General features: G+C 48.7%; 27 protein-coding genes. 21 read left to right on the forward strand and 6 right to left on the reverse strand.

The window, feature by feature from the left end:
- The first annotated feature begins 266 nt into the window (after positions 1-266).
- From KDK13_RS01340 to KDK13_RS01350, 3 genes are all read left to right on the forward strand, one after another.
- Entirely contained in the window at positions 267-1,724 is a 1,458-nt protein-coding gene (locus tag KDK13_RS01340) for a TrkH family potassium uptake protein (RefSeq protein ID WP_257282958.1), read from the forward strand.
- A gap of 165 nt (positions 1,725-1,889) precedes the next feature.
- The gene (locus KDK13_RS01345; RefSeq protein WP_257282959.1) at positions 1,890-2,516 is read left to right on the forward strand and encodes a YjfI family protein; all 627 of its coding nucleotides are present in this window, start codon (positions 1,890-1,892) and stop codon (positions 2,514-2,516) included.
- Between the two features lie 37 nt (positions 2,517-2,553).
- Positions 2,554-3,243, forward strand: a complete 690-nt coding sequence (locus KDK13_RS01350; RefSeq protein ID WP_257282960.1) for a PspA/IM30 family protein — start codon at positions 2,554-2,556, stop codon at positions 3,241-3,243.
- A 4-nt stretch (positions 3,244-3,247) separates the two neighbouring features.
- Here the strand turns inward: KDK13_RS01350 and KDK13_RS01355 are convergent, their stop codons facing one another.
- Positions 3,248-3,880 carry a LysE family translocator gene (locus KDK13_RS01355; protein WP_257282961.1) on the reverse strand — a complete coding sequence of 211 codons (633 nt, stop codon included), beginning with the start codon at positions 3,878-3,880 and terminating at the stop codon, positions 3,248-3,250.
- 95 nt (positions 3,881-3,975) lie between these two features.
- Between KDK13_RS01355 and KDK13_RS01360 the strand changes: the two genes are divergently transcribed.
- The 4 genes from KDK13_RS01360 (at position 3,976) to KDK13_RS01375 (ending at position 6,870) form a co-directional block, all read left to right on the forward strand.
- On the forward strand, positions 3,976-4,635 hold the full coding sequence (locus KDK13_RS01360) for a YjfK family protein (protein ID WP_257282962.1): 660 nt from the start codon (positions 3,976-3,978) through the stop codon (positions 4,633-4,635).
- A gap of 74 nt (positions 4,636-4,709) precedes the next feature.
- On the forward strand, positions 4,710-5,120 hold the full coding sequence (locus KDK13_RS01365) for a DUF350 domain-containing protein (RefSeq protein ID WP_257282964.1): 411 nt from the start codon (positions 4,710-4,712) through the stop codon (positions 5,118-5,120).
- A 41-nt stretch (positions 5,121-5,161) separates the two neighbouring features.
- Positions 5,162-5,698 carry a DUF1190 domain-containing protein gene (locus KDK13_RS01370; protein ID WP_257282965.1) on the forward strand — a complete coding sequence of 179 codons (537 nt, stop codon included), beginning with the start codon at positions 5,162-5,164 and terminating at the stop codon, positions 5,696-5,698.
- Entirely contained in the window at positions 5,698-6,870 is a 1,173-nt protein-coding gene (locus KDK13_RS01375; protein ID WP_257282966.1) for a glutathionylspermidine synthase family protein, read from the forward strand. Before KDK13_RS01370 ends, KDK13_RS01375 begins: the two co-directional genes overlap by 1 nt.
- A gap of 48 nt (positions 6,871-6,918) precedes the next feature.
- Here KDK13_RS01375 and KDK13_RS01380 read toward each other — a convergent pair whose 3' ends face one another.
- Complete coding sequence (locus KDK13_RS01380; protein WP_257282967.1) at positions 6,919-7,554, reverse strand: outer membrane beta-barrel protein; 636 nt, start codon at positions 7,552-7,554, stop codon at positions 6,919-6,921.
- A gap of 859 nt (positions 7,555-8,413) precedes the next feature.
- Between KDK13_RS01380 and KDK13_RS01385 the strand changes: the two genes are divergently transcribed.
- From KDK13_RS01385 to KDK13_RS01435, 11 genes are all read left to right on the forward strand, one after another.
- Positions 8,414-9,328 (forward strand): LysR substrate-binding domain-containing protein, encoded by a 915-nt coding sequence (locus tag KDK13_RS01385; protein ID WP_257282969.1) that lies wholly within the window; start codon positions 8,414-8,416, stop codon positions 9,326-9,328.
- Between the two features lie 375 nt (positions 9,329-9,703).
- Complete coding sequence (locus KDK13_RS01390) at positions 9,704-10,159, forward strand: F0F1 ATP synthase subunit I (RefSeq protein WP_257282971.1); 456 nt, start codon at positions 9,704-9,706, stop codon at positions 10,157-10,159.
- Between the two features lie 87 nt (positions 10,160-10,246).
- On the forward strand, positions 10,247-11,128 hold the full coding sequence (gene atpB / locus KDK13_RS01395; RefSeq protein ID WP_257282972.1) for a F0F1 ATP synthase subunit A: 882 nt from the start codon (positions 10,247-10,249) through the stop codon (positions 11,126-11,128).
- A gap of 107 nt (positions 11,129-11,235) precedes the next feature.
- Positions 11,236-11,487 (forward strand): F0F1 ATP synthase subunit C, encoded by a 252-nt coding sequence (gene atpE, locus KDK13_RS01400; protein WP_020581950.1) that lies wholly within the window; start codon positions 11,236-11,238, stop codon positions 11,485-11,487.
- 119 nt (positions 11,488-11,606) lie between these two features.
- Positions 11,607-12,077, forward strand: coding sequence for a F0F1 ATP synthase subunit B (locus tag KDK13_RS01405; RefSeq protein WP_257282973.1), 471 nt, complete (start codon positions 11,607-11,609; stop codon positions 12,075-12,077).
- 14 nt (positions 12,078-12,091) lie between these two features.
- A complete protein-coding gene (locus KDK13_RS01410; protein ID WP_257282974.1) occupies positions 12,092-12,625 on the forward strand; it encodes a F0F1 ATP synthase subunit delta in 534 nt (177 codons plus the stop codon).
- Between the two features lie 59 nt (positions 12,626-12,684).
- A complete protein-coding gene (gene atpA / locus KDK13_RS01415) occupies positions 12,685-14,229 on the forward strand; it encodes a F0F1 ATP synthase subunit alpha (protein ID WP_257282975.1) in 1,545 nt (514 codons plus the stop codon).
- Between the two features lie 103 nt (positions 14,230-14,332).
- A complete protein-coding gene (gene atpG / locus KDK13_RS01420) occupies positions 14,333-15,196 on the forward strand; it encodes a F0F1 ATP synthase subunit gamma (RefSeq protein WP_257282976.1) in 864 nt (287 codons plus the stop codon).
- Positions 15,197-15,254: 58 nt separating this feature from the next.
- Positions 15,255-16,631, forward strand: coding sequence for a F0F1 ATP synthase subunit beta (atpD, locus tag KDK13_RS01425; protein WP_209276724.1), 1,377 nt, complete (start codon positions 15,255-15,257; stop codon positions 16,629-16,631).
- A 102-nt stretch (positions 16,632-16,733) separates the two neighbouring features.
- Positions 16,734-17,159, forward strand: a complete 426-nt coding sequence (locus KDK13_RS01430) for a F0F1 ATP synthase subunit epsilon (RefSeq protein WP_257282977.1) — start codon at positions 16,734-16,736, stop codon at positions 17,157-17,159.
- 191 nt (positions 17,160-17,350) lie between these two features.
- Complete coding sequence (locus tag KDK13_RS01435) at positions 17,351-18,583, forward strand: NAD(P)/FAD-dependent oxidoreductase (RefSeq protein ID WP_257282978.1); 1,233 nt, start codon at positions 17,351-17,353, stop codon at positions 18,581-18,583.
- A gap of 34 nt (positions 18,584-18,617) precedes the next feature.
- On the opposite strand, the gene KDK13_RS01440 is transcribed toward KDK13_RS01435, so the two are convergent.
- Together KDK13_RS01440 and KDK13_RS01445 are read right to left on the reverse strand one after the other, a co-directional pair.
- Positions 18,618-19,361, reverse strand: coding sequence for a hypothetical protein (locus tag KDK13_RS01440; RefSeq protein ID WP_257282979.1), 744 nt, complete (start codon positions 19,359-19,361; stop codon positions 18,618-18,620).
- 236 nt (positions 19,362-19,597) lie between these two features.
- Complete coding sequence (locus tag KDK13_RS01445; protein ID WP_257282980.1) at positions 19,598-20,662, reverse strand: OmpA family protein; 1,065 nt, start codon at positions 20,660-20,662, stop codon at positions 19,598-19,600.
- 199 nt (positions 20,663-20,861) lie between these two features.
- On the opposite strand from KDK13_RS01445, the gene KDK13_RS01450 reads away from it, so the two are divergent.
- A complete protein-coding gene (locus KDK13_RS01450; RefSeq protein ID WP_257282981.1) occupies positions 20,862-21,713 on the forward strand; it encodes a Cof-type HAD-IIB family hydrolase in 852 nt (283 codons plus the stop codon).
- An 81-nt stretch (positions 21,714-21,794) separates the two neighbouring features.
- On the opposite strand, the gene KDK13_RS01455 is transcribed toward KDK13_RS01450, so the two are convergent.
- Both KDK13_RS01455 and KDK13_RS01460 read right to left on the reverse strand, forming a co-directional pair.
- Positions 21,795-22,076 carry a hypothetical protein gene (locus KDK13_RS01455; RefSeq protein ID WP_257282982.1) on the reverse strand — a complete coding sequence of 94 codons (282 nt, stop codon included), beginning with the start codon at positions 22,074-22,076 and terminating at the stop codon, positions 21,795-21,797.
- A gap of 120 nt (positions 22,077-22,196) precedes the next feature.
- Complete coding sequence (locus KDK13_RS01460) at positions 22,197-23,942, reverse strand: hypothetical protein (RefSeq protein ID WP_257282983.1); 1,746 nt, start codon at positions 23,940-23,942, stop codon at positions 22,197-22,199.
- A 105-nt stretch (positions 23,943-24,047) separates the two neighbouring features.
- On the opposite strand from KDK13_RS01460, the gene KDK13_RS01465 reads away from it, so the two are divergent.
- Together KDK13_RS01465 and KDK13_RS01470 are read left to right on the forward strand one after the other, a co-directional pair.
- Entirely contained in the window at positions 24,048-24,266 is a 219-nt protein-coding gene (locus tag KDK13_RS01465; RefSeq protein ID WP_257282984.1) for a hypothetical protein, read from the forward strand.
- A 17-nt stretch (positions 24,267-24,283) separates the two neighbouring features.
- Positions 24,284-25,459 carry an acetyl-CoA C-acetyltransferase gene (locus KDK13_RS01470; RefSeq protein WP_257282986.1) on the forward strand — a complete coding sequence of 392 codons (1,176 nt, stop codon included), beginning with the start codon at positions 24,284-24,286 and terminating at the stop codon, positions 25,457-25,459.
- Positions 25,460-25,529 lie beyond the last annotated feature (70 nt).

The raw sequence follows: 25,529 nt of genomic DNA on the forward strand, positions 1-25,529 counted from the left end.
CCTTGAGTCTGCTCAAGGTTGCAAACCCCGATAGAGTGATCTGTCGGGGTTTTTGTTATGTCCAGTAAAAGATAAGTTCACCTCAGAAAAATCACCTTCTTATGTCATGACTCAGTTTAGTCACTGCAGGACTAAGTATAAGTGCCTGCAGACTTGTTTGGTCATACTGACAATAATCTTTTTTTCTTTTTTATAACTGAAAAGTACTGGGATACGGCTTGACCATCATGTCGTTGAAAATGGACTGATCAAGCTTCTTTAAGACCATGCATTATAAACCTGTCTTATACGTCATTGGTTTACTACTGATGACGCTTGCGGCGCTGATGTGTATACCGCTGTTTACAAACATCATCTTTAATACTCCGGCTAACCAGATGGCATTTACGCTGTCGCCATTGATTACCTTTGGCTTTGGTTCTTTCCTGTGGTGGTCGTGTAAGCCATCCTTTGAATCAGATGTATTTGGATTGAGATCCAGGGAAGTTTTTCTGTTGACGAATCTGAGCTGGGTGTTGGTGTGTGTGTTTGGTGCTCTGCCTTTCATATTTGAAACAGAAATCAGCTTTACCGATGCATTCTTTGAGACCATGTCCGGAATTACCACAACGGGTTCTACCGTGCTTGTTGGTCTGGATAATATGAATCCGGGTATTTTGATGTGGCGCTCCGTTCTCCATTGGTTGGGGGGGATTGGCTTTATTGTGATGGCCGTTGCGGTTCTGCCTTTTCTTAAGGTGGGTGGTATGCGCCTGTTCCAGAGTGAGTCTTCAGACTGGTCGGAAAAAGTGATGCCCCGATCCGGTGTGATCGCGAAGCGGATCGTTCAAATATACCTGGGATTGAGTGCTCTGTGTGCCCTGGCCTATTACATGGGAGGAATGACGGCTTTTGAGGCAATTAATCACTCAATGGCTACACTCTCAACCGGTGGTTTCTCCACTTCCGATGCATCAATGGCACATTTTGAGAATCCTGCAATCCACTGGACTGGCATCATCTTTATGTTGGTGGGCAGTCTTCCTTTTGTTCTATTGGTACGATTTCTGTCGGGAAATGCTGAGCCGTTGTGGAAAGATTGCCAGGTTAGGGGCTTTCTTAAGCTGATTGGGTTTGTCTGGGTCTCTATGACAACCTGGTTAGTGATGAATTCGGAGTACGGTGTTTTTGAAGCATTGACCCTGGTTGCCTTTAATACGACATCGGTCATCAGCACGACAGGCTTTGCCCTGACCGATTACTCATTGTGGGGGGGCTTTGCCGCAGCTTCATTTTTCTTCCTGAGCTTTATTGGTGGTTGTTCAGGTTCCACCACTGGTGGTGTAAAGATCTTTCGCTTCCAACTGGGGCTGAGGTTACTGAATGTGCAGCTGAAGCTTTTGAGCCATCCTAGAGCCTGTTTCAGCATGCAGTACAATGGTCAGCCAATTACCTCGGATATTATTCGCTCATTTGTCGGGTTTACTTTCTTTTTCCTGATGCTGACAGGCATCATGACGCTTCTGCTCAGTTTGATGGGACTGGATTTTATTACCAGCCTGACTGGATCGGTCACGGCCATTGCCAACGTTGGGCCGGGGCTTGGAGACATTATTGGTCCTGCAGGTAACTTTGCACCACTGCCTGATATGGCCAAGTGGGTGCTGGCCGTTGGCATGCTGATGGGGCGACTGGAGGTTATTACCGTTATGGTGATGTTTACCTCGGCTTATTGGCGACGCTGATAATCTGGCTTTTCGGAAGCGTGATAAACAGTTTACATGGAAGGTGGTTGAAAAAAATAACAGAGTGATTATATTACATGTAACGTTTGTTACATGTAATAGAGTGTTCGATTGTTATCCAAGTCGGGCATATCACTGATATAGAAAGTTATAGAGAGTTCATTCATGGCCTTGCGGAAAAACGCTGCACATTACCAGCGACAGTTTCGCTCCAGGATGAGAGAGCAGGGGCTGGTAAAAAAAGAGATCTGGATTTTGCCAGAGAATGCCAGCCTGCTGCGGGGTATTGAGCATCAACTGCGACAAACCGATTCCTATCAACCATCAGGAAATACCATCATGACACAGTCACCAAGTGTTTGGACAATTCAAAGCTTATACGAAGCGTTGGTTAATGACCTACTGAGCACCAGTGGTAATGCGGTGTTGAATCTGGTGGATGGCACTGAACCCTGCCTGGAAATCAGTATGGTGGAGTTTGGTGATCTGCCTATCTACCTGACGGTTTCCGGGGAGCAGATTATTGCCGATGCGGTGCTCTGGCCTATATCAATGGTCAAGAACCCGGTGGCATTAAATGATGAGGTTTTGCGTACCCATAAATTATTTCCATTGTCGACTATCAGTCTGGATCGCTTTCCGGATGGCAGTGAGTACTACACCATTTTTGGCGCACTGAGCTCATCGTCTTCACTGCAGAATATTGTGCAGGAATTGGAAACGCTAGCCGCCAATGCCATCAAGGCCACAGAAGCTTACGGGAATCACCTGATTTCTGAGTCAGTGGCATAGTTGGCTAATTATTAAGCATTAGAGGCAGGTAAATACCATGAGCATTTGGAGTAAAGTGATGACTGCCCTGAAAGGGGCGACCAATGAAGTCGGTGAAGCGATTGCAGACAGCAATGCTTTACGCATTCTGGATCAGGAAATTCGTGAGGCGAGTGATCAGCTGCAACAGTCCAAGACTCAGCTGGCTGGCATCATGGCCAAGCAAAAGCTCTCCTCACAAAAATGTGCAGAGTTGAAGGAAAAAGTTGCTGAGTATGAAGGCTATGCGATAAAAGCCCTGGACCAGGGCGATGAGTCACTGGCAACGGATGTTGCCAGTAAAATTGCCGAGTATGAGGCTCAGCTGAATTCAGAACAGGAGATGGAAAAGAGCTTTGCGGACAGCATTGTCAGCCTGAAAAAAGCCATTGCGGATGCAGAATCCAATCTTCGTCGCCTCAAGCAGCAGGTTGATACGGTTAAAGCGACGGAGTCTGTGCAAAAAGCACAGGCAGCCTGTGCTGCCAGACACAGTGGTGTCAACTCAAAAATGGCTACGGCAACGGACTCTCTGGAAAGGATCAAGCAACGACAGGCAGAGCGGGCTGCCCGGATGGAGGCTGCCAGTGAACTTTCTGGTGATACCACTGAGAACGACCTTCAGGCCAAGCTAAAGGCGGCCGGTATCAGCAAGGGGGATTCTGACGCCTCCAGCGTATTGGAACGTCTGAAGGCCCGTCAGAGTTAGTCTGTCAGGATGGTGGCGCAGTAAAGGCTGTCCCGATTCCGAGGAGAATAAATGCTGAGCCTGCCATCCATTTGCCCCACTGCATGCGCTGCTTGCAGTGGTTTACCTGTTTGCCAACACTGCCAGCAAACAGTCCAACAGCCGCATCAATCGGAAAGGCAACCAACACAAAGGTAAGTCCAAGCATAAAGATATCAATTTGAGCCGAGGGGCTCGATGGATTAATGAATTGTGGAAAAAAAGCCAGGAAAAAAAGGATAACTTTTGGATTCAGTACATCCGTAATAACACCCTGATAAAAAACCTTCTTCAGGGCTGTTTTGGAAATACACTGTTCAGTACTATTCTCTCCTTTCGAGCAAAAGAGCGTTCGGATTCCCAAGTAACAGAGATAAGCTGCCCCGGCGTATTTAATCAATGAAAATCCCATCGTTGATGATGTTATCAGGGCAGACAGCCCGAGAGATGCGATAATAGTATGGATAAGTACACCGGTATGGACACCCAGTGCGGAAATTAATCCTGCCATGGCTCCCTGGGAAAGCCCACGGGTAGTGATATACAGTAAATCTGGTCCCGGAGCCAGGGCAAGAATCAGGGTCGCTATCAGAAATAACGCCAGTGATGACTCGGACATAACGTGTTCTCTTTTCTATTCGTTGCCATCTGTCAGGGGACTAAGAGTATAGTCCCGATTTCTCTATCAAGCGTTTTAAGTGGTGGTTTGTTTCTATGATCTTTGACTGGTTTAAAAGCAAGAAAGCAGACGAAAGCAAGAGGGTTTCTTTACCGTCACCACTCAATTTGCGTTTGGGAAGCGCTGTTGAGTTGGACTTGTTACCTTTCCAGATGATGAGTGAACAGCTCAGATTCACCTTGCCAGAAGGGGTTCAGACGATAGAGGCAGCAGGTTTCATTGATTTGGGGGCCGGTGCCTCGTTGTGCCGCTTTTACACCGCTGATGATGGCTTCATTCAGGTCTCCACAAGCGGTGGTTATGAAGCGCAGAATATTGATGACATAAAATTCTTTGTCTTTACACAAACCCATAACATCGCCAGCCAGAGCGGAGTGGGCCTTTGGGTCAGTGACTCTGGTTTAATTGGCGATAAACACTTTGAGCTGGATGAAACCCGTTACCGTCGGGTCTGGGATGAGGCGGTTCCCGGGCGGATTGAACCGGTTAATTTCACCGAAACGGTTCACAGCCGTGATGAGTCGGTGTCTGTTTATGAAGTAGACCATCTGGCCATGCTCTATCAGCGACAAATCAATGATAGTGAGCGTTATGAGTATCTCCTGGCATCCCTTGAGTTCAGTAGCGACGATGAAGCTACAGCTGTTGTCAGCTTAGGGTTTGATCTTGATATGTCATCCATGAATATCACTTAACCAAACGAATGAATTTCCGGCCCGGCAAGGGTATCCTTGCCAGTCAGTTCCGATAATGTTCAGGATGTAACAATATGATTGCCATTACCGACTATCTGGCCGGAGTTCCTCTTTTCCTTGCCTATTTTGTCGTTGCGCTGGTGTTAACGGGGGTTTATGTACTGGTTTACACAAGGTGTACTCCACATGAAGAGATGAAACTGATCAGGGCGAATGTGCCAGCTGCAGCGGTTGCGTTTGCCGGCAGTTTAATAGGCTTTGTTCTGCCTCTGGCCAGTGTCATTGAAAACTCGATTGATCTGATGGATATGGCGCTCTGGGGTGGAGTTGCCCTGATTGTTCAGTTGGCTACCTTTTTTGGATTAAGGCTGTTTATTCCACAAATCTCAGAGCATATCGCAGACAATGAGCTTGCTTCTGGTATCTGGCTCGGGGGAGTATCCATCGCAGCCGGTTTATTGAACGCTGCCTGTTTGACTTATTAGCCGTATTAATACCAAGAGCCAATACCAGAGCTGAGGGAATAATGAAGCGTTCAAAGAAGTTGCAGCTTGCCATTATGGGAACCGCTCCGTTTGTGCTCAGTGGCTGCACAGACTCATCCAGAGAAGCACTGGTTTACAAAGACGTAGCCAGTTGCATCAGTGATGGCGTGATATCAGATTCGGTTTGCCGGTATGAATACAACAAGGCCTGGCAGAACCATTTAATGATGGCGCCCAAATATAATGCCGCCTCAGACTGCCAGCAGGATTTTGGCTCTACATGCCAGCAGCTGGCCTCCGGAGAGTATATTCCGACCATGGAAGGCTTTATGCTTGCTGCAGAGCCAGGCTCTAGCAGAAGTTCTTTTACAGTAATTCCTCTCTACCTTGGTAGTGGCGGTTATTTCCGAACGGGCAACTACGACAGGATTGGCAGCAGCTATCAGCAAGGTAAGGTGGTGGTTGATAAGAAGGCAACAGTGAAACCTTTCATGACCAAGCCTTCAATAAAAAGTACCACCATGAAACGGGGTGGTTTTGGTAGCCGCTCTGCTGCGAGAGGAAGCTGGGGGGGATAATGCTGCGTATTTCTTCTGCACCAAGAAACGAGTGGACAAAACTGGCGGAGTCTCTCGGGTTTAAATTCCACACCATTGGTGGAGAAGCCTACTGGGATGAATCTGCGTATTATCAGTTCACCATGAAGCAGGTAGAGCAGGATATTGAAGATCCTACCGCAGAGATCCACCAGATGTGCCTGCACCTGGTGGATAAGGTCGTTAATTCAGAGCGGATGATGGAGCGTCTGGGAATTCCTGAGCTTTTCCGGGATTACGTACGGGAATCCTGGCTGAGGAGAGATTCTCACCTGTATGGACGCATGGACTTCTCATACGATGGCAAATCACCGGCAAAGTTCTATGAATATAACGCAGACACACCCACGTCGTTATATGAGTCTGCTTTTTTCCAATGGCTCTGGCTGGAGCAAATGGTTGAAGAGAAGCACCTACCTCCGGAGATAGATCAGTTCAATATCATTCAGGAAATGCTGATTGAAGCACTGGTTCTACTGAAAAAGCAGAAGATGGCCAATGAGCCACTTTATTTCTCCTGCAGTCAGGACTCCGAAGAAGATTATGGAACGGTTGAATACTTCCGTGACTGTGCCGTTCAGGCAGGGCTTTGCACAAAGTTTATTTATACTGAGGACATTGGTGTCAGTCCTGAGGGAAAGTTTACCGACCTGGAAGATAGAACCATTCCGGGCATATTTAAACTTTACCCGTGGGAGTATATGTTTGAGGAAGAATTTGGTTGTTATCTTCCAGGAAGTGACACCTTATTCTTTGAGCCTCCATGGAAGGCCATCCTGTCGAATAAGGGGATTCTTCCCCTGTTATGGCAGGAGTTTAAGGGACACCCTAATCTGCTGCCCAGCTATTTTGACGATGAAAAACCGGGGGATGACCTGGGAAATCACTACGTCAGGAAGCCCATTTTTTCCAGGGAAGGGGCAAACATTTCTGTTATCGAGAATGGAAAGACGGTAATGGCTGTTGATGGTCCCTATGTAGATAGTGGCTATGTTTTGCAGAAATATGAGCCTTTGCCTGAGTTTGCCGGGAACCATACACTCATTGGAAGTTGGGTTATTGCTGACCGGCCAGCGGGAATCGGTATAAGGGAAGATGACTCAGGGATTACCAGGGACAGCTCAAGATTTGTACCGCATGTGATCAGGGAATAAAGGGGACTGCCCCAGCCTCGCAAAAGGATAGGGCTTTGAAACAGTCACTTAGAAGTGGATAGCTGCCGCAACATAAATCTGACGAGAGTCGTTTACTTTCAGTTTAACGTCGTGGTGTTCTTTGTAATGATGAGTAGCGCTGTTGGTGAGGTATCTTAACCCGGCCTCAAGGTCAATATTATCAATCTGATAGATCACGCCAGCCTGTGCGCCGTAAGCAAAAGCCCACTTCTTGTCGAAGCTTCCACTCTGGTTATTGAATTGACCATTAGCTTTGGTGTCTGCGGCGCCAATAGTCAAGCCAGCAAAGGGTTGAAGCTGCCATTCAGGCATAAAAAGATAATCAGCTGAAACCAGAAGGTTTAGTTGCTTGATATCATTCACTTTCGCCTCACCGGAACCATAATTCCAGTGTGCATCCTTGGGCTTGAGATATCCGACAGTTAAGTAGGCTCTGGCTTCATCATGCCAGTAGCTGCCAAGGCGAACACCAAAAAAGCCCGTATTATCACTGTTATCATGACCGGTCACTCCGTCCACCTTTACTTTGGTCTTGGCATAGCCACCTTCCAGACCAATAAAAATATCATTTTCCGACCAGCCATCTTCCAACCCGGCCGCTATGGCAACTGAAGAAACAGCAGAAACAGTAAGAGCGGTTAAGAGTGAAGTTATCTTTTTCATGAGGGTTCCCAACGTATTCCATATCAATAGTGTGTACAAGAAACAGCTATCTGCTTTTTCTATGTTCTATAGATCAAGCCTGAAATAAGAAAACGTTGCTAAGAATAGACTGGTTTCTGAGAGCACGAGATGGGATACCCTGTCTGGTGTCACTCAGGGAAGCTATAGACAGCAGCGTTTCATTATCAACCAGTGAATTTATATAGAACACATATACACTTTCTGCCATTTTCATTTAGCGTACTAAAGTACAATTTTTATTAATGAAGGCCGATTCCCATGGATAATATGATGGGCATGAATAAAAACCGTGAAAATGACTTGTTTGATTTTGTTTTTTTACTTTCGCTCCTGTTGTTTTTTTGTGCTAATCATAAAAAAGCCGCTTGAAAAAGCGGCTGATATTAAGAGGTGTTTATTGTCAATTGAGCACTATTTGATGTGCTTGTCTGCTTCTTTAAAGAAAAGCGCCATGTCATTCCACGGTGATTTCTTTCTCAGGATACGTCTGCAATTCAAGATCGTTTCAAAATGTGGGGTTTGTTTCTTCAGCTCAACCCAGCCGCTAATACCACTGTTTTTCATGATACAACTCGAAAAAACTGAATAAATTCATTGAGGGGATAACTTCAGGCTCAGTATATGACGATAAAATTTTTATAAAAATCAATAATACTTTGAGAGCCTATCAAGTATGCTTATGACCTGATTCATTTCAAGTAGTGATATTCTCTCCCTGGCTTCAGTCTGTGCCATCAGAAAATCGTCGGGCATAAAAGCTTCGGGAATGGTGAATATCAGGTAAACCTGGGTCAGCACACCGGTTCTCAGGTTTTTGATGGAATAGGCTGTACATCAAATGCACATTACGCTTCGTCAGCTGGAAATATTTCGGGCAGTTGCTCAGTTCGGAAGGGTGACTGGTGCTGCTGAGAGTTTGTATATTTCCCAACCGGCAGCCAGCATGGCTTTATCTGAACTGGAAAAGCATTTAGGGCCATTGTTTGACCGTAATCAGGGGGCAGGCCTGAAAATGAATGATTCAGGTCGGGCTCTTTTGCCAAAGGCGTGTGAATTGATTGATCGCGCAAGGGAACTGGAAAATCAGTTTGCAGGTAATGGATCTTATGAGTCGGGTTCTCTGGTTTTGAATGCCAGTTCAACAATAGGCAATAACCTGTTACCAAAAATGCTTGTCCAGTTCCGGGAACGACATCCAGGCATCAGAATTGATCTGGAAATTGATAATACCCGGGTCATTGAGCAGCGGCTACTGGATTTCAAAACCGATCTTGCGGTCGTCGAAGGTGTCTGCCTGCATCCGGATATCGAGGTAACCACCTGGCTTGAAGATGAGCTGGTGGTTATTTGCAGCCCGGGCCACCCATTGGCCAATAAAGGCAATATCCCACTGTCTTCACTGGCCAGTGAGTTATGGGTTTTAAGAGAGCCGGGCTCGGGTACCCGGGAACTGTTCGATGAGATGATTGCTACTCAGTTGGAGTCACCCAGGGTCGCCATGGTGCTGAACCGTTCAGAGGCCGTTAAACAGGCCGTCAGTGATGGCGTTGGTATCGCCTGTATTTCAAGTCTGGCGGCAAAATCAACATTGGATACCGGGCATATGGCAACGATTGGGGTTACAGGGCTGAACCTGAAACGTCATTTTTATCTACTGACTCATAAGAAAAAGTACAAAAGTACGGTTTTTGATCAGTTATGCCAATTCATAATTGAATGGAAGCCATTTAAGATGAAGAGCCAAAAAGTTTAATTTTCATACATTGGGTGTTTGGTTATTTAGACGACGAGTTTTGTACACCGAATAGATGGACATATTCTCCTGCCCCTTGTACAGGACACGCTGGCTGGCTGCTCTGTCAGATTATATGTTTTATGACTTTGTGAAATATTAATGAGTAGGTATGGTTTCGGTTGAATATAGGTACTATTACCCATATACTGCGCCCGCAGGGTTGTCAGAAATCATCAGGCAAATAACATATTCTGACATGGGGCAACAGAGCGTTTCGCGGTGTGCATACATTAATCGTTTGCTCTCCCCCCTTGCTTGGCGGATGAAAGCGGGAAAGACCACTGAGCTGTAGTTAACGGAAGTATGTCAGAAGCAAAAACCTGGAAGCAGCAAATGGCAATGCCAAGTGATGACTGGTCTGGATTTGCCAACCACAAATCCGGTCGTGTTGATCATCGTAAACGCCTGTGGCTCCAACAGCCACCTGTGCATCGTGTGATTGTTGCCCAGTTGCTTGTATCTGCTGTGCTGGCCCTGGCACTGCTTCCTCTGGGAATCACTTTTACATTGTCCTCTCTTCTGGGAGGGCTCTGTTGCTCGCTACCCAATGCGTATTTTGTGTGGAGAGCGTTCCGTTACCGCGGTGCACGCTCTGCCAAACTGATCGTTAGCTCCTTCTATCGCGGAGAAGCTGGCAAACTGGTGCTGACCACTGCGGGTTTTATCCTGGTGTTTACCCTGGTTAAACCGCTGGAGCCATTGGCACTGTTTGGATCTTTTATCACGGTTCAGGCAGTAAGCTGGTTTGCGCCATGGCTGGTAATTCGTCGGCAGAAGCCGGTAATGTAATGGTTTACACAAAACGGCGCACCCATGGTGGTGGTTTGCTGAAAAGTGTTTAAGTGAAAATGTAATGGACGGTTTACAGGATTAGCCATGGCAAATACTGCTACTGAATACATACAGCACCACTTGCAGAATTTGACGTATGGTCAACTGCCTGCTGGTTATCAGCGAATTGACGCTTATGGGCATCCTCAGGGAGTTCTGACCGAGCCAACCTGGACTTTTGCCCTGACCCCCGCGGAAGCAAAAGAGATGGGGTTCTGGGCCATTCATGTCGACAGTATGCTCTGGTCGGTATTCCTCGGGTTTGTGTTTGTCCTCTTGTTCCGCTTTGTGGCCAAAAACGCCACTGCTGGTGTTCCCGGGAAGCTGCAAAATGCCGTTGAGTCCATTGTCGAATTTGTCGACACCAGTGTTCGTGAATCCTTCCATGGCAAAAACCCACTGATTGCCCCACTGGCCCTGACGATTTTTGTCTGGATTTTCTTCATGAACCTGATGGACCTGATTCCTGTGGACTGGATTCCCGGGCTGGCAACGCTGGCAGGCATTCCCTACATGAAGATCGTGCCATCGACAGACCCGAACATCACCATGTCCATGTCGATCAGCGTCTTCTTCCTGATGCTCTTCTTCTGGATCAAGGTCAAAGGTGTGTCTGGCCTGTTCTCTGACCTGGCCCTGCACCCATTCTCCAGTAAGAATCCGGTTGCGAAAGTTATTCTGATTCCTGTCAACCTGCTGCTGGAAACGGTATCCCTGTTAGCCAAACCTGTTTCCCTGGGGCTGCGACTGTTCGGCAATATGTACGCCGGTGAACTGATATTTATCCTGATTGCCATGATTGGCTGGGCGCAGCTGCCACTGCATTTTGGCTGGGCCGTTCTCCACATTCTGGTTATTACCCTTCAGGCATACATCTTCATGACGCTGACGATCGTTTATCTGAGTAGCGTTCATGAAGAGCACTGAGTGAAAGGTAACCGGGAAGCATATCCCCGGAGCGCTGTCCACTGGATAAATTAATTTTAACAAACCACTAATCTCACAACACACGACCTGTAGAGTCGGGAGGAAATATGGAACTGGTAGTTGGTCTGACAGTAATCAGTGTTGCCATCATGTTGGGTGTAGCGGCGCTGGCAACGGGCATTGGCTTTGCCCTGCTTGGCGGCAAATTCCTGGAAGGGGTTGCCCGTCAGCCAGAGACTGCACCTATGCTGCAAACCAAAATGTTCATCGTTGCGGGTCTGCTGGATGCGATCCCGATGATTGCCGTTGGTATTGCCCTGTTCTTCACCTTTGCTAACCCGTTTGTTGGACTGCTCTAAGCAAAGACGTTAATGCCCGACCAGGTGCCAAACCACGCCGGTCGGCTCTAGCCGACCGGCGTTGAGAGAAGGCCAGGCTCTGAAAGGAGCCAACGACATTAACTAAAAGAGGTGTTGGCGTGAATTTAAATGCAACTCTGATCGGCCAATCCATCGCTTTTATGTTCTTTGTGTGGTTCTGCATGAAATATGTGTGGCCACCTCTGACCAAAGCGCTGAGTGACCGACAGCAAAAAATAGCCGATGGTCTGGCTGCTGCTGACAAGGCAGAAAAAGACCTGGCACAGGCCAATGACAAGGTTGCTGAACTGCTGAAAGAAGCAAGAGTCGAAGCCCAGGGTATCATCGAGTCGGCTAACAAACGCGCAAACCAGATTGTCGATGAAGCCAAAGAGCAGGCCCGGGCTGAAGGTAACCGCCTGAAGGCTGCCGCTGCTGCTGAAATTGAGCAGGACGCTAACCGGGCCCGTGAAGCATTACGTTCGCAGGTGGCCAGCCTGGCTGTTGCCGGTGCTGAACGAATTCTGGGTGAACGTCTGGACGAGGCAGCGAACAGCAAGCTGGTTGATGATCTGGCGGCTGAGCTTTAAGAGGGCTGGAGATCATGGAATTAACAACCTGTGCCCGTCCTTATGCCAAAGCGGCATTTGAATATGCCCGTGATGCATCACGTTTGAGCGAATGGTCTGACATGCTGTCCCTCTGTGCCAGTGTCACAGCGTATCGGAAAGTGGTTGAGATGCTGGGCAATCCGCAGTTGAGCGGTGCACAGCAGGCAGAGACCATTATCGGACTGTGTCAGGGAGAGCTGGACAAGCCGTTTGAGAATTACCTTCGGGTATTGTCAGAACATCGTCGTCTGCAACTGCTGCCTGAAATCGCTGCCCTCTATGCCCGGTTGAGAGCGGAAGAAGAGCGTTCCCAGCAGGTGCTGGTGACGTCAGCGTATCCCCTGAGTCAGGAGCAGCAAGATAAACTGGCAGAAAAAATGGCGGCCAGACTTGGACGTTCTGTTCAACTGGTGACCGAGATCGACAGCAGCATTTTAGGTGGCGTTATCGTCAAAGCGGGAGACCTGGTCATTGATGGCAGTCTCCGTGCCCGGCTGGGCAAGCTGGCCGATGCGATGATTTCCTGAGAATCAATAAAACTGTACGTTTGCGGTTTTTTTGCGAATAACGAGCGGGCAGGTAAGCTATGCAGCAACTGAATCCTTCCGAGATCAGTGACATCATCAAGAGTCGAATCGAACAGCTTGATGTGTCCAGTGAAGCCCAGAATGAGGGCACGATTGTCAGCGTAACTGACGGTATTGTACGTATTCATGGCCTGGCGGATGCCATGTACGGGGAAATGATCAAGTTCCCGGGCAATGTCTACGGCATGGCACTGAACCTAGAGCGTGACTCTGTCGGTGCAGTGGTACTGGGTGACTATGGTGATCTGGCTGAAGGCCAGACGGTTCAATGCACCGGTCGAATTCTTGAAGTTCCGGTGGGCAATGAACTGCTGGGACGTGTCGTCGATGCCCTGGGTAACCCGATTGACGGTAAAGGCGCCCTGCAAACCGTGCAGACGTCCCCTCTTGAAAAAGTAGCCCCCGGCGTTATTGCCCGTCAGTCAGTTGATGAACCGGTACAGACCGGATACAAGGCGGTTGACTCCATGGTGCCCATTGGCCGTGGCCAGCGTGAGCTGATCATTGGTGACCGTCAAACCGGTAAGACTGCTCTGGCTATCGACGCCATCATCAACCAGAAAGGCACTGGCGTTAAGTGTGTCTACGTTGCGGTTGGTCAGAAGCAGTCCACCATTGCCAACGTGGTGCGCAAGCTGGAAGAGCATGGTGCAATGGACCACACCATTGTTGTCGCTGCCGGTGCAGCTGATCCTGCGGCCATGCAGTTCCTGGCGCCATTTGCCGGCTGCTCCATGGGTGAATACTTCCGTGACCGCGGTGAAGATGCCCTGATCGTTTACGATGACCTGACCAAGCAGGCCTGGGCTTATCGTCAGATCTCCCTGTTGCTTCGTCGTCCACCGGGTCGTGAAGCTTATCCTGGTGACGTCTTCTATCTGCACTCCCGTCTGTTGGAGCGTGCGGCAAGGGTTAACTCAGACTACGTAGAGAAGTTCACCAACGGTGATGTGAAAGGCAAGACCGGTTCCCTGACCGCCCTGCCCATCATCGAAACCCAGGCGGGTGACGTATCAGCTTTCGTACCCACCAACGTTATCTCTATTACCGATGGTCAGATCTTCCTGGAAACGGATCTGTTCAACGCCGGTATCCGTCCTGCGATGAACGCCGGTGTATCGGTATCCCGTGTCGGTGGTGCAGCCCAGACCAAGATCATCAAGAAGCTCGGCGGTGGTATCCGTCTGGCACTGGCCCAGTATCGTGAACTGCAGGCGTTTGCCCAGTTTGCTTCTGACCTGGATGAAGCCACCCGTAAGCAGCTCGAGCATGGCCAGCGGGTTACCGAACTGATGAAACAGACCCAGTACGCACCCATGTCAGTAGCCGAAATGGGCCTGGTCATCTTTGCGGCTGAGAAAGGTTTCCTGGCGGATGTAGCCCTGAGCAAGATTGGTGATTTTGAATCCGCCCTGATCAGCTATGCCAACGCTCAGCACAGTGCACTGATGGCGAATATCAATGAGTCCGGGGACTACAACGGCGAGATTGAAGCAGGCCTTAAGGAAGTCATTGAGAAGTTCAAGGCCACCCAGACCTGGTGATCAGTTGTCAGTGGGCAGTTGTCAGTGGACAGTAAAGCCTGTCCGAAATAACTGCCTGCTGTCCAACAACTGGCAACTGATAACTGACAACGGGTAACTGAAAATGGCAGGCGCAAAAGAGATACGGACGCAGATATCGTCCATAAAAAGTACACAGAAAATCACCAGTGCCATGGAAATGGTGGCTGCAAGTAAGATGCGTAAGGCCCAGGAGCGGATGGAAACCAGCCGTCCTTATGCTGAGCGCATTCGTAAGGTGGTAGGGCATATCGCCAACGCTAATGCAGAGTATGAGCACAGTTTCATGGTTGAGCGTGAAGTCAGGCGTGTTGGCTTCATTATCGTCTCTACTGACCGTGGTCTCTGTGGCGGCTTGAACATTAACCTGTTCAAGAAGACGGTAGAAAGCATGAAGAAGTGGCGCGATCAGGGGGTAGGCATCGACCTCTGCCTGATTGGCAGCAAGGCGGTTTCCTTCTTCCGCAGCATGGGCGCTGAGAACGCGGTAGCAGCCCTGACTCATATTGGGGATTCACCCAACATTGCTGACCTGATTGGCGGCGTCAAGGTGATGCTGGACAGCTATGAGGAAGGCCGGATCGACCGGTTGTTTGTGGTGAACAATGCGTTTGTTAACACCATGACACAACGGCCGGAAGTGCAGCAGCTGTTGCCACTGGTGCCTGATGATGACGAGTCCCTGAAGAGACCCTGGGACTATCTGTATGAGCCCGATGCCAAAGAGCTGCTGGACGGTTTGCTGGTCCGTTATGTCGAGTCCCAGGTGTTTCAGGCAGTGGTTGAAAACAATGCCTGTGAACAGGCGGCTCGAATGGTGGCCATGAAGAGTGCTACCGATAACGCCGGAAACCTGATTGATGACCTGCAGCTGGTGTACAACAAGGCTCGTCAAGCAGCGATCACACAGGAACTCTCTGAAATTGTCAGCGGCGCTGCGGCCGTTTAGGCGCTGCGGCCATATAAAAAGCGCGGCGGGATAAAAGATTAAAGGGTGAGGAAAGACTATGAGTAGCGGTCGTATCGTACAAATTATCGGCGCCGTCATCGACGTCGAATTCCCACGGGACAGCGTTCCCAAAGTGTATGACGCACTGAATGTTGATGGCAAGGACCTGGTACTAGAAGTTCAGCAACAGCTGGGTGACGGTGTGGTTCGTTCCATTGCCATGGGTTCTACCGAAGGGGTTGCCCGCGGTTTGAACGTTGCCAACACGGGAGCACCAATTCAGGTGCCAGTGGGTACTAAAACCCTGGGACGTATTATGGACGTTCTGGGTAATCCTATTGATGAAAAAGGCCCTATCGGTGAAGAAGAGAGAGCAGCCATTCACCGTAAGGCGCCAAGTTATGCGGACCAGGCAGCGACCAACGAGCTGCTGGAAACCGGTATCAAAGTCATCGACCTGGTGTGCCCATTCGCCAAGGGTGGTAAGGTTGGTCTGTTCGGTGGTGCCGGTGTTGGTAAAACCGTTAACATGATGGAGCTTATCCGTAACATCGCCATCGAGCACTCCGGTTACTCGGTATTTGCCGGTGTGGGTGAGCGTACCCGTGAAGGTAACGACTTCTACCATGAAATGACCGACTCCAACGTTATCGACAAGGTATCGCTGGTGTACGGCCAGATGAACGAGCCACCCGGAAACCGTCTGCGTGTCGCCCTGACCGGTCTGACCATGGCGGAAAAATTCCGTGATGAAGGCCGTGATGTACTGCTGTTTATCGACAACATCTACCGTTACACCCTGGCGGGAACCGAAGTATCGGCACTGCTGGGTCGTATGCCTTCTGCGGTAGGCTATCAGCCAACCCTGGCGGAAGAGATGGGCGTACTGCAGGAGCGTATTACCTCCACCAAGACCGGTTCCATCACCTCTATTCAGGCGGTATACGTACCAGCGGATGACTTGACTGACCCATCCCCTGCCACTACGTTCTCCCACCTCGATGCAACCGTAGTACTGAGCCGTGATATCGCTTCCAAGGGTATTTACCCGGCGATTGACCCACTGGACTCCACTTCCCGTCAGCTGGATCCTCTGGTCATTGGTCAGGAGCACTACGAAGTCGCCCGTGGTGTGCAGACAGTACTTCAGCGCTATAAAGAGCTGAAAGACATTATTGCCATTCTGGGTATGGACGAACTGTCTGAAGAAGATAAGCAGACCGTATCCCGTGCCCGTAAGATTGAGCGATTCCTGTCTCAGCCATTCTTTGTTGCAGAAGTCTTCACCGGCTCTCCGGGTAAATATGTTCCGTTGAAAGACACCATTCGTGCATTCAAGGGCATTCTGGAAGGTGAGTTTGATGCGCTGCCAGAACAGGCTTTCTATATGGTCGGTTCCATTGACGAAGCGGTTGAAAAAGCCAAGTCCATGTAAATAAGACCGCTGCCCGCTGCCCGCTGCCCGAAAAGACAAGACAAAAGCTTTTACGGGCTGCGGGAGGCGGGCAGCGGGCAACTCTTAGGAGATAAGCACCCAATGGCATCAACCGTAGAGTGTGACATCGTCAGCGCCGAGCGTGAGATCTTCAAAGGTCAGGTAGAGATGTTGATTGCTACCGGCATCCTGGGAGACCTGGGTATTACGCCCGGGCATACACCGCTGCTGACCGAGCTGAGACCCGGACCCATCCGTCTGGTGATCGAAGGTGGTGAAGAAGAAGTTTTCTACGTTTCCGGTGGCTTCCTGGAAGTCCAGCCAAACCAGATCAAGATCCTGGCGGATACGGCACTGCGTGCCGATGACATGAATGAAGCGGCGGCTGAAGAAGCCAGGCGTCAGGCAGAAAAAGCCCTGGAAAACCAGAGTGGCGAATTCGACTACTCAAGAGCGGCAACCCAGCTGGCCGAAGCGGCTGCCCAGCTCAGAACTCTTCAGGCGGTTCGCAAGAAACTGGGCAAATAAGTTCAGTTTTTATGCTGTCAAAGAGCCCTGCCATTGCAGGGCTTTTATGTTTTCACACTATGTCCGGTTAACTGCTAAAGCGTATTGTCATTAGAAATGCTTCTCCATCCTGGTGAAACCGGATCTTGAGTACTCCCTGTCAGTTTCGTTATAGTGCCCGCCAATTCATTCCCTCCTGTGGACCCAATCCTATGCCGTTAAATCAACCCTTATTGCCATCCATGCAATACGATGCCGTTATTATTGGAGCTGGGGCTTCCGGGTTGATGTGTGCACTGACGGCAGGTGATCGCAGCCGTAAGGTGCTGGTGATTGACCATGCCAATAAGATTGGTAAGAAAATTCTGATTTCCGGTGGTGGGCGCTGCAACTACACCAATATGTACGCTGAACCAGCGAACTACCTTTCAAAGAATCCTCATTTCTGCAAATCAGCCTTGGCCCGTTACACCCAGTGGGACTTTCAGGCGCTGGTGGATAAGCACCAGATTCCCTGGCATGAGAAAACCCTGGGGCAGCTGTTCTGCAACCAGCAATCCAGCGATATTGTGGAAATGCTGGTGGAAGAGTGCAGGAAGTCCGGCGTCACCATTCGCCTGAAGACAGCATTACACCACGTTAAACCACTGGACGATTCAGACGGGTTTTTGCTGGATACCACACTGGGCGACGTTCGATGCACGTCGTTAGTCGTAGCAACCGGTGGTTTGTCATTCCCCACCATGGGGGCTTCCGGCCTTGGTTATGAACTGGCCGAACAGTTCGGTCACCATCTAATCGAGAGAATGCCAGGCTTGGTGCCATTTACGATGGATAAACAATGGCTGACACACTTTATTGAGTTATCCGGTGTGAGCGCGGACGTCATCACCAACTGTAACGGGCAAAGTTTCCGTGAGAATGTGCTCTTTACCCACAGAGGGTTGAGTGGGCCGGCGATATTGCAGATTTCTTCCTACTGGCGGCCAGGCAGTAAAGTCTCCATCAACTGGCTGCCAGGTATTTCCATAGAAGATTGGTTGAATGAACTCAGGGAATCAAAACCCAGGGCTGAAATTCGCTCGCTACTTGCAGATCAATTAACCAAACGTCTGGCAACAGCTCTATGCACCTATGGAGAGCTGCAAAAATTGACAGACAATGGTCGTAAACCCGTTAACCAGTTTAATGTAACTGAGCTGCAACGGCTGGCCGAATGCCTGGAATCCTGGGTATTTACGCCAGCAGGCACCGAAGGTTATAAAAAAGCCGAAGTCACACTGGGCGGGGTTGCTACTGACAATATTTCATCGAAAACCTTCGAGAGCCAGAACCACCCCGGACTCTACTTTATTGGTGAAGTACTGGATGTCACCGGTCACCTTGGCGGATTCAACTTCCAGTGGGCCTGGGCTTCGGGGTATTGTGCCGGGCTGTATGTGTGAATTTGTGTCGGTGGGTTAATACCAATTCCACCTTCTAAACATGAACTGCGCATCCATTTTCCACAGCTGAACCTTTGTCAGGCTCCCTTTTTTTCTTCCTTCTGCGATTCCTGATGCGCTCGGCAAAATCGGGATTATTCTGGTAGCGTTCTTTATAGTACTCTTTTTGGCGCGCCCTTTTGCGCTCTAAGTAAACGGGGTCATTCTGGTAGCGTTCCCTGTTGCGTTTCTTTTCGCGCTCAGCGAAATCGGGATTATTATGGTAGTAGGGTTCTCTTCTGCGCTTCCTTCGGAAATCAGTTTTTGCTGAGTTATCAACAATTTCTTTTGCCTGGGGTGTTTGTTTATCACTTGTCGTCTGGTTCTGGTTTAGCGGGTTAACTGCAGTAAATGGTCGTAAATCTTGTGGGTTAGGGAGTACATCAGGAAGATGGGTTAATGAACAATCTGGAATTGAATGGCTCGCAGGAGTCGGCTCACTGATCTCAGGCTCACTCCCTGATAGACATATCTGCTGAATAAGAGGAATGTCGGGTATATATTCATCAAGAACTGATGTTGGTATGTCAGGAATATCAATGCTGAAAAAGCCTGCTGTATTGGAAAGTGTTACAGGCTCAATACCATAATCATTCAATGAATTAAAAGAGTTAGCGTTATTTTTGTCCATATCTGGTTGTTTAGGGTAAATAGGAAAAGCAGTGTCTAGCGTCTGAACAGAAATTCCTTGATATGTTGTAGGTTGTTCACTGGCATCAAATTGATACTTTTCTTCCATTAAGCCTAACGGGCCAGAATGAAGATTAGCAAAAGCAGGATCGAATGGAGGAAGGCTACTAAGGAGATTCATAGAATTATTGAATCGTTGAATTGTGGATTCCAGCTTAAGACTGCCCTTTCTTATAAAAGTTCCTCCCTAATACAAACCACTCAATATTTATGTCAACCAAGAATAAAGATTTACTACGGCTATTATATTTGAGATCGGCCAGACACCGTCTGGCCGACGTCGTATTAAGCGCCAAAAATCTCGGCAGTTGTACGACGGTTTTGCTGACGGCCTTCGATAGTATCGTTGCTGGCAACAGGCTCACTATCACCCATACCAGCCGCATCTATACGCTCAGCGTCGATATTGTACATCTCGATCAGTTGTTGACGGATGATGTCGGCACGACGGACAGACAGCTGTTCATTGTATGCCGCTTGTCCACTGGTATCCGTATGGCCTTCAATACGGATACGGACTTCTGGATAGCGTTGCAGGAATTCGCCCATCTTGGCGATCTGCTCGAAGCCTTCCTGATTCACGACTGCAGAATCAAACTCAAAGTTAACCAGCAGATCAATGGGTTTCATTGGCTCACAGCCAGTATTGTCAACGGTAATGCCCGCAGGAGTATTTGGGCACAGGTCGTCCTTGTCCAGTACGCCGTCGTAATCAGCATCAAGAACCGGTGCTGGTTCAACCGCTGCAACCACTTCTTCCTGAACCGGCTCAACCACGGCAACAGGTTCTGGTGCTTTGGCTACACTGCCAAAGGTCCAGGTCAGGGCGACATTCGCCATGGCTTCTGTCTGGGCGTAATCCAGAGTGCGAACGGCACGGACATCACCACGGATGGCCAGGTTTGGAGTAAATGCCTTTCTTAAACCAAAACCGGCATTCATGCGGGTGTCGTCGTGTTCCGCACCCATCTCATAATCGGCTTCCAGTTCGGAAATACCGGCAACTACGTAAGGGGTCAGGGAACCATCCCAGGGGGTCAGGTCGTAGAATGCGTCCAGGCGGAATTCGTTAAGGTCTGCATCCCCGCCGGCCTTCTGGTCTGTGGAGTACTGGGAGTAGATACCCTCAACACTGAAACGGTTATTCAGGCGATAGCCAATACCAACTTCGGGTGCCAGTTTGCTATCCAGGCCACGGATGCTGTCCAGATCGTTCCAGGCACCACCGATGGAGAATGTCAGTCCTTTATCCACGACCTGTGATGCCATTTCACTGGCAATAACCGAACTGCTGACGGTTGCACCAATTGCAATGGCAATCAGTGAGCGTGCGAAACCTTGCACTTTCATGATGTCTTCTCTGCGTGTGTTTTGGGTTGTGTTTTTGCCTTTGGAGCACATGCGCCAAAGGGCGGAGGAGATTACGTGATTTTCATGCCGGAATGAATACTGTGCAATTGTGTATTTGTACTTATGTTTGTGATTTTTGCTGAGAAATGGTACTTGTGCACATGATTGAATGATGGGCTTATGTAAAGGTAACAGCAGAATGACAGGCTACACCGGAATCAAGTTGGTTGCTGTCGATATGGATGGCACGTTTCTGAAAGATAACAAAACGTATAACCGTGAGCGTTTTCTGGAGCAGTTCAAGGCCCTGAAGGACCGGGGGATTCGATTCGTCGTGGCCAGTGGTAACCAGTATTACAAATTGCGGTCCTATTTTGAGGATATCGATGTCGGCGATATTGCCTATGTGGCAGAAAATGGCGGCTATGTTCACGACGGGCAGCGGGAGCTGTTTGTTGCGGATATCGCGGCTGAAACACTGGCCCGTGTCTATCCGTTTCTGGAAAGCCTGAAAGAGGTAACCGCCATTATTTGCGGCCGAAACAGTGCCTATGTTTTGAACACTGGGGATCCTGATGAAGTGGCCAATGCCCGCAATCATTATCAGCGTCTTGAGCTGATACAAGCGTATCAGGATATAAGCGACACAGTTCTGAAAATCGCCATTAAAATGTCTCCGGTAATACACAATGCCATATTGCAAGCGGCAAGGGAGACGCTGGAGGATGTGCTGGTGCCGGTCACCAGCGGTCACCAGTGGATCGACCTGATCATTCCCGGTGTTCACAAGGCCCACGGCATTCATCTGTTGCAGGAGCAGTGGAGCATTGCCGATGCAGAAGTGGCTGCCTTTGGCGACAGCGACAATGATATGGAGATGCTGCAAAAAGCAGGTTTCAGTTTTGCCATGAATAATGCCAGTGACAGTGTCCGGCGAGTTGCCCGCTATTCAGCGCCCGGAAATAATGACGAAGGGGTGCTGGACACCATTGATCATATTCTAAGTGGTGCCATGGATAAGTTGAGTTTGAATACCAGTGGTGGGGCATAATGAGTGAAAAGCTCTCTGGTAGACGGGTTGTAGGCCAGTAATCGATGACAACAGACCGGGAGAGAGTGTTTATCCAAAAAGTCAGGTAACATCGCTCTTGTTGGGTGCCTTGAGCTTGAGGGTTTGTCTACCCTCTGCCTGATCGACCCTGAATTGTCGGATAATCCTGTTCACACTGCCATGAAATGAACCATCATTCACTTCAACCAGCTGGTTGCCATGCTTGGTAAAATAAGGGGATGTCCTGTCTTGCTCCAGATCTTTTACTTCACCCAATTTTTTATGCTTCACAGGCGGTGGTGGCTTTTTTTCTTCTTGTGGCTGATGCTGCTTTAAAGAGTCAAGAGTTTTTATATTCATCATTATTCGTCATTAACCTCCGTTTTGTTTATAGCAGGTTCGACAGTGATTATGGGAAAAGGTTCACGATAGAGAATCATCCATTTTGACCTGTGAATAAGGGAATGACCACCGAAAAAATACTCAATAGCCAAAACAACAAATTTTTTCTTCAGGATGCATATGTTTTTCACTATCGAAGGGTAATCTCTGACTGTAATAAAGTATTTCTTTACGGGTAACCAAGTGACTTAACACACTATGGATTAACTGCTCTGCAATTATGGGAGTATGATAAAATTTATTCACGTAGACACAAAAACAAGGAGAAGAAATAAGAACATCTAAAATACCTTCGTATAAACGTGGTATTCTGACAATAGGAGATCTTAGAAAAATAATTTGATCTTCGGTGAGTTCAGTAAAGGTATTGTCTGATGTATTTTGAGTAATATGCTCATTCATTGCCCCTTTTAAATTGGCAATAATCATTGGTGTGATTGTGTCAGAGAGCACTTTTGCCGAAGTGAAAAAATCTCCGATCAAAAAACCTTTACAGAGATCTTCGTCAATATTTCGTTTAAAAATTACACTCTTCCCCTTATTCATAAGACATAATTCCTGTTGCACAATTTTATTCAACTGATTTGAAACGTCTGGGCTGATATCAAAAGACCAATTCATAAACTCAGTGGTAACGCCTTTCAATGTTAACCAATCAGCATGGTCAGAATAAGATTTGAGGCACTTGTTACCTCGAGCAAAAGCAACGCCCAGTTTTTCTTCGTTGTAAGGTAAACCCAAAAGGTCAGCCTCTTCTCTGATAATATGCTCATGAAGTGGGAATATTGTTGCCAAAGATGGCAGGGTTCTACCATCGATTTTATCCGGGAAATAAAAATCAAGGTCAATCAGACCAATCCTGCCTACTTTAAAGCCATTCTCTTTTACTGAATAAAGCGGTAAGTTCTCATATTTTGGATAATACCTGACGCCTTCTACATATCTATATCCGACAGAATTGTAATAAGAAGTCAGTATATCGTCTATGTAGAATTTAGATGAAAGCCTGACCATTTCTCGAACTGGCTCATCAAATAGTTCCGGTTCTGATAAATAACAACCTAAATTGTGATAGATGTTGGCATTGATCGGAAGCCTTTCTTCTACCAAAAAATTATTACAGCTTATTGCTTTTGGAACGATCAAGTGTGAACATTTGAGTTGACCAAGCGCATCCCCGACTTTTTGCTTTTGCTGGCAAATGAACTGCCTCTTCGTTTCATTGGTGTATCTTAATACTACCTGCGGAAAAGATTCAGGAAGATAAACGCAGGTAGATCCGGTTTTAGCTCTGGGCATATCTTTAACAATGCCCTCTTTACAAAATATTTTGATTTTCGCAAGAAAAGATTCAGAGAAAAGATGGTTACCTGCAAGATAGTTTGGCGTGTGTGTTTGAGCAATATTGTCAGTCCTGCCCGGTAATGATGGACTTTGTTGTATTGCTTTGGTTCTGGTGGACGAGTTGCTATGACCTGAAGTAGGGAAAGCCATGGTTCCTGTGGAATTATCAGGTATTGATGGGGTTCCAAAGGGAGATAAGACGCTTTCAACAAACCGGCAGGTCATTGCCCTGAAACTCCCAAAAAGGGAATCGCCCTGGTTTGCACATACCGTTCTGTCATCTAAAGGCATCCCGGCAACAGATAAGCCTGTGGCATCATCTGGCAGCACCGTCAGGTTTACCTGATCATTATCAACGGCATGCACTCCATGCAGCAGGGGCGAACGGCGAGGCGGTTGAGATTCGCCATCTCTGGAGTCGGCCCTTGTGAGAATTTCGTTGACCGGACTACCGGGTCTATTTGCAGTGATGTGCGGTTGCATGATAGTTACTGATTTGACCTGACAATTACTATCGTCTGACAGACTCTATTTCCAAAAGTTCAGAATTATCTGGTACTACCAGTTTGTTTTTTCATTACCACAAGAATGGTGAGCCTAAAAATCCTCCAGCGTCACAACCTGCCGTTGACGGTAAAAGGTCAGGTCAACCTGATTGTTACTGAAATGGCGGTTATTGAGGTCACTGAAAACGGACTATTGTTAACAGAAATCGCTGTGGATACCACCGTAGAGCAGGTCATCAAAGCCACAGGTGCAGAACTGAACATTGCCAGCGACCTGAAAACATTCGGAGAGATTGAATAATGCAAGGCTCTTTATCAATAGAAGACGTAGTGATTGTCAGTGCTGCCCGTACTCCCATTGGTACGTTCAATGGTGCCCTGGCTTCTGTTACCCCCGCTCAGTTGGGGATCTGTGCGGCAAAGGGTGCCCTGGAGAAAGCAGGGGTCAAGGCAGAAGAGGTACAGGAGCTGATTCTGGGTAATGTACTGGGTGCAGGGCAGGGAATGAATATTGCCCGCCAGGTAGCCCTGGGGGTTGGTATGTCCACAGAGAGTACCGCCTATAACGTCAGCAAGGTCTGTGGTTCTGGCTTGAAAGCGGTTGCCCTGGCGGCCCAGGCCATTGCCTGTGGTGATATTGAGGTTGCCCTGGCGGGTGGCTCTGAAAACATGAGTCAGGCGCCTTATGTCTTGCCCAAGGCCCGCTGGGGCCAGCGCATGGGGCATGGACAGCTTCTGGATACCATGATCAGCGACGGTTTGACCGATGTCTTTAACGACTATCACATGGGTATTACCGCGGAGAATCTGGCAGAGCATTATCAGATCAACCGGGAAGCACAGGATGAGTACGCAGCAAGAAGTCAGGCACGGGCGCTGGCCGCCCAGGCAGCTAACCGTTTTGCCGGGGAAATCGTACCGGTTGAGGTTGTCGATAGAAAAAAGACCGTGGTCGTCGATAAAGACGAAGGCCCGAGAATGACGTCGGCAGAAAAACTGGCGCAACTGCCTCCTGCTTTCAGCAAGGATGGCTCGGTAACGGCGGGTAATGCTTCCAGCATTAACGATGGTGCTGCCATGTTGCTGCTGATGTCCCGCCGTAAAGCCCGGTCCCTGGGACTGAAACCCATGGCGGTGATCAGGGCCTTCGCGTCTGCCGGTGTTGCACCGGAAGTGATGGGCTATGGACCGGTACCGGCCACCAGGAAGGCATTGTCAAGGGCTGGACTCACGGTGTCGGATATTGATCTGGTTGAGGCCAATGAAGCGTTTGCGGTCCAGGCGCTTTCTGTGGTTGCAGGCCTGGAGTTGGATCCGGAGAAAACCAACGTCAATGGTGGTGCGGTGGCATTGGGTCATCCGATTGGCGCTTCCGGCGCCCGGATTCTGGTCACACTCCTTCATGAAATGGCGAAACGTGAAGCTCGCCATGGCCTTGCCACATTGTGTATTGGCGGTGGTATGGGGATTGCCATGGTGGTGGAGCGAGACTGACACTCCCCGCGCTGGCGCACCCGAAGGGCATAAAGGCGAGGGTTCTTGATCGCTCAAGAACGTTTCTGTT

Origin of the sequence: Endozoicomonas sp. SESOKO1 (assembly GCF_024606265.1) — a bacterium.
Lineage (GTDB): Bacteria > Pseudomonadota > Gammaproteobacteria > Pseudomonadales > Endozoicomonadaceae > Endozoicomonas.

Excerpts from the sequence above, each read along its gene's own strand:
- atpA (WP_257282975.1), top strand. The coding sequence starts at position 12,685 with ATGCAGCAACTGAATCCTTCCGAGATCAGTGACATCATCAAGAGTCGA.
- KDK13_RS01455 (WP_257282982.1), bottom strand. The coding sequence starts at position 22,076 with ATGATGAATATAAAAACTCTTGACTCTTTAAAGCAGCATCAGCCACAA.
- KDK13_RS01435 (WP_257282978.1), top strand. The coding sequence starts at position 17,351 with ATGCCGTTAAATCAACCCTTATTGCCATCCATGCAATACGATGCCGTT.
- KDK13_RS01340 (WP_257282958.1), top strand. The coding sequence starts at position 267 with ATGCATTATAAACCTGTCTTATACGTCATTGGTTTACTACTGATGACG.
- KDK13_RS01390 (WP_257282971.1), top strand. The coding sequence starts at position 9,704 with ATGGCAATGCCAAGTGATGACTGGTCTGGATTTGCCAACCACAAATCC.
- KDK13_RS01440 (WP_257282979.1), bottom strand. The coding sequence starts at position 19,361 with ATGGAAGAAAAGTATCAATTTGATGCCAGTGAACAACCTACAACATAT.
- atpG (WP_257282976.1), top strand. The coding sequence starts at position 14,333 with ATGGCAGGCGCAAAAGAGATACGGACGCAGATATCGTCCATAAAAAGT.
- KDK13_RS01465 (WP_257282984.1), top strand. The coding sequence starts at position 24,048 with ATGGTGAGCCTAAAAATCCTCCAGCGTCACAACCTGCCGTTGACGGTA.
- atpB (WP_257282972.1), top strand. The coding sequence starts at position 10,247 with ATGGCAAATACTGCTACTGAATACATACAGCACCACTTGCAGAATTTG.
- KDK13_RS01385 (WP_257282969.1), top strand. The coding sequence starts at position 8,414 with ATGCACATTACGCTTCGTCAGCTGGAAATATTTCGGGCAGTTGCTCAG.
- KDK13_RS01345 (WP_257282959.1), top strand. The coding sequence starts at position 1,890 with ATGGCCTTGCGGAAAAACGCTGCACATTACCAGCGACAGTTTCGCTCC.
- KDK13_RS01375 (WP_257282966.1), top strand. The coding sequence starts at position 5,698 with ATGCTGCGTATTTCTTCTGCACCAAGAAACGAGTGGACAAAACTGGCG.
- KDK13_RS01350 (WP_257282960.1), top strand. The coding sequence starts at position 2,554 with ATGAGCATTTGGAGTAAAGTGATGACTGCCCTGAAAGGGGCGACCAAT.
- atpD (WP_209276724.1), top strand. The coding sequence starts at position 15,255 with ATGAGTAGCGGTCGTATCGTACAAATTATCGGCGCCGTCATCGACGTC.
- KDK13_RS01450 (WP_257282981.1), top strand. The coding sequence starts at position 20,862 with ATGACAGGCTACACCGGAATCAAGTTGGTTGCTGTCGATATGGATGGC.
- KDK13_RS01445 (WP_257282980.1), bottom strand. The coding sequence starts at position 20,662 with ATGAAAGTGCAAGGTTTCGCACGCTCACTGATTGCCATTGCAATTGGT.
- KDK13_RS01370 (WP_257282965.1), top strand. The coding sequence starts at position 5,162 with ATGAAGCGTTCAAAGAAGTTGCAGCTTGCCATTATGGGAACCGCTCCG.
- KDK13_RS01380 (WP_257282967.1), bottom strand. The coding sequence starts at position 7,554 with ATGAAAAAGATAACTTCACTCTTAACCGCTCTTACTGTTTCTGCTGTT.
- KDK13_RS01430 (WP_257282977.1), top strand. The coding sequence starts at position 16,734 with ATGGCATCAACCGTAGAGTGTGACATCGTCAGCGCCGAGCGTGAGATC.
- KDK13_RS01360 (WP_257282962.1), top strand. The coding sequence starts at position 3,976 with ATGATCTTTGACTGGTTTAAAAGCAAGAAAGCAGACGAAAGCAAGAGG.
- KDK13_RS01460 (WP_257282983.1), bottom strand. The coding sequence starts at position 23,942 with ATGCAACCGCACATCACTGCAAATAGACCCGGTAGTCCGGTCAACGAA.
- KDK13_RS01365 (WP_257282964.1), top strand. The coding sequence starts at position 4,710 with ATGATTGCCATTACCGACTATCTGGCCGGAGTTCCTCTTTTCCTTGCC.
- KDK13_RS01355 (WP_257282961.1), bottom strand. The coding sequence starts at position 3,880 with ATGTCCGAGTCATCACTGGCGTTATTTCTGATAGCGACCCTGATTCTT.
- KDK13_RS01410 (WP_257282974.1), top strand. The coding sequence starts at position 12,092 with ATGGAATTAACAACCTGTGCCCGTCCTTATGCCAAAGCGGCATTTGAA.
- atpE (WP_020581950.1), top strand. The coding sequence starts at position 11,236 with ATGGAACTGGTAGTTGGTCTGACAGTAATCAGTGTTGCCATCATGTTG.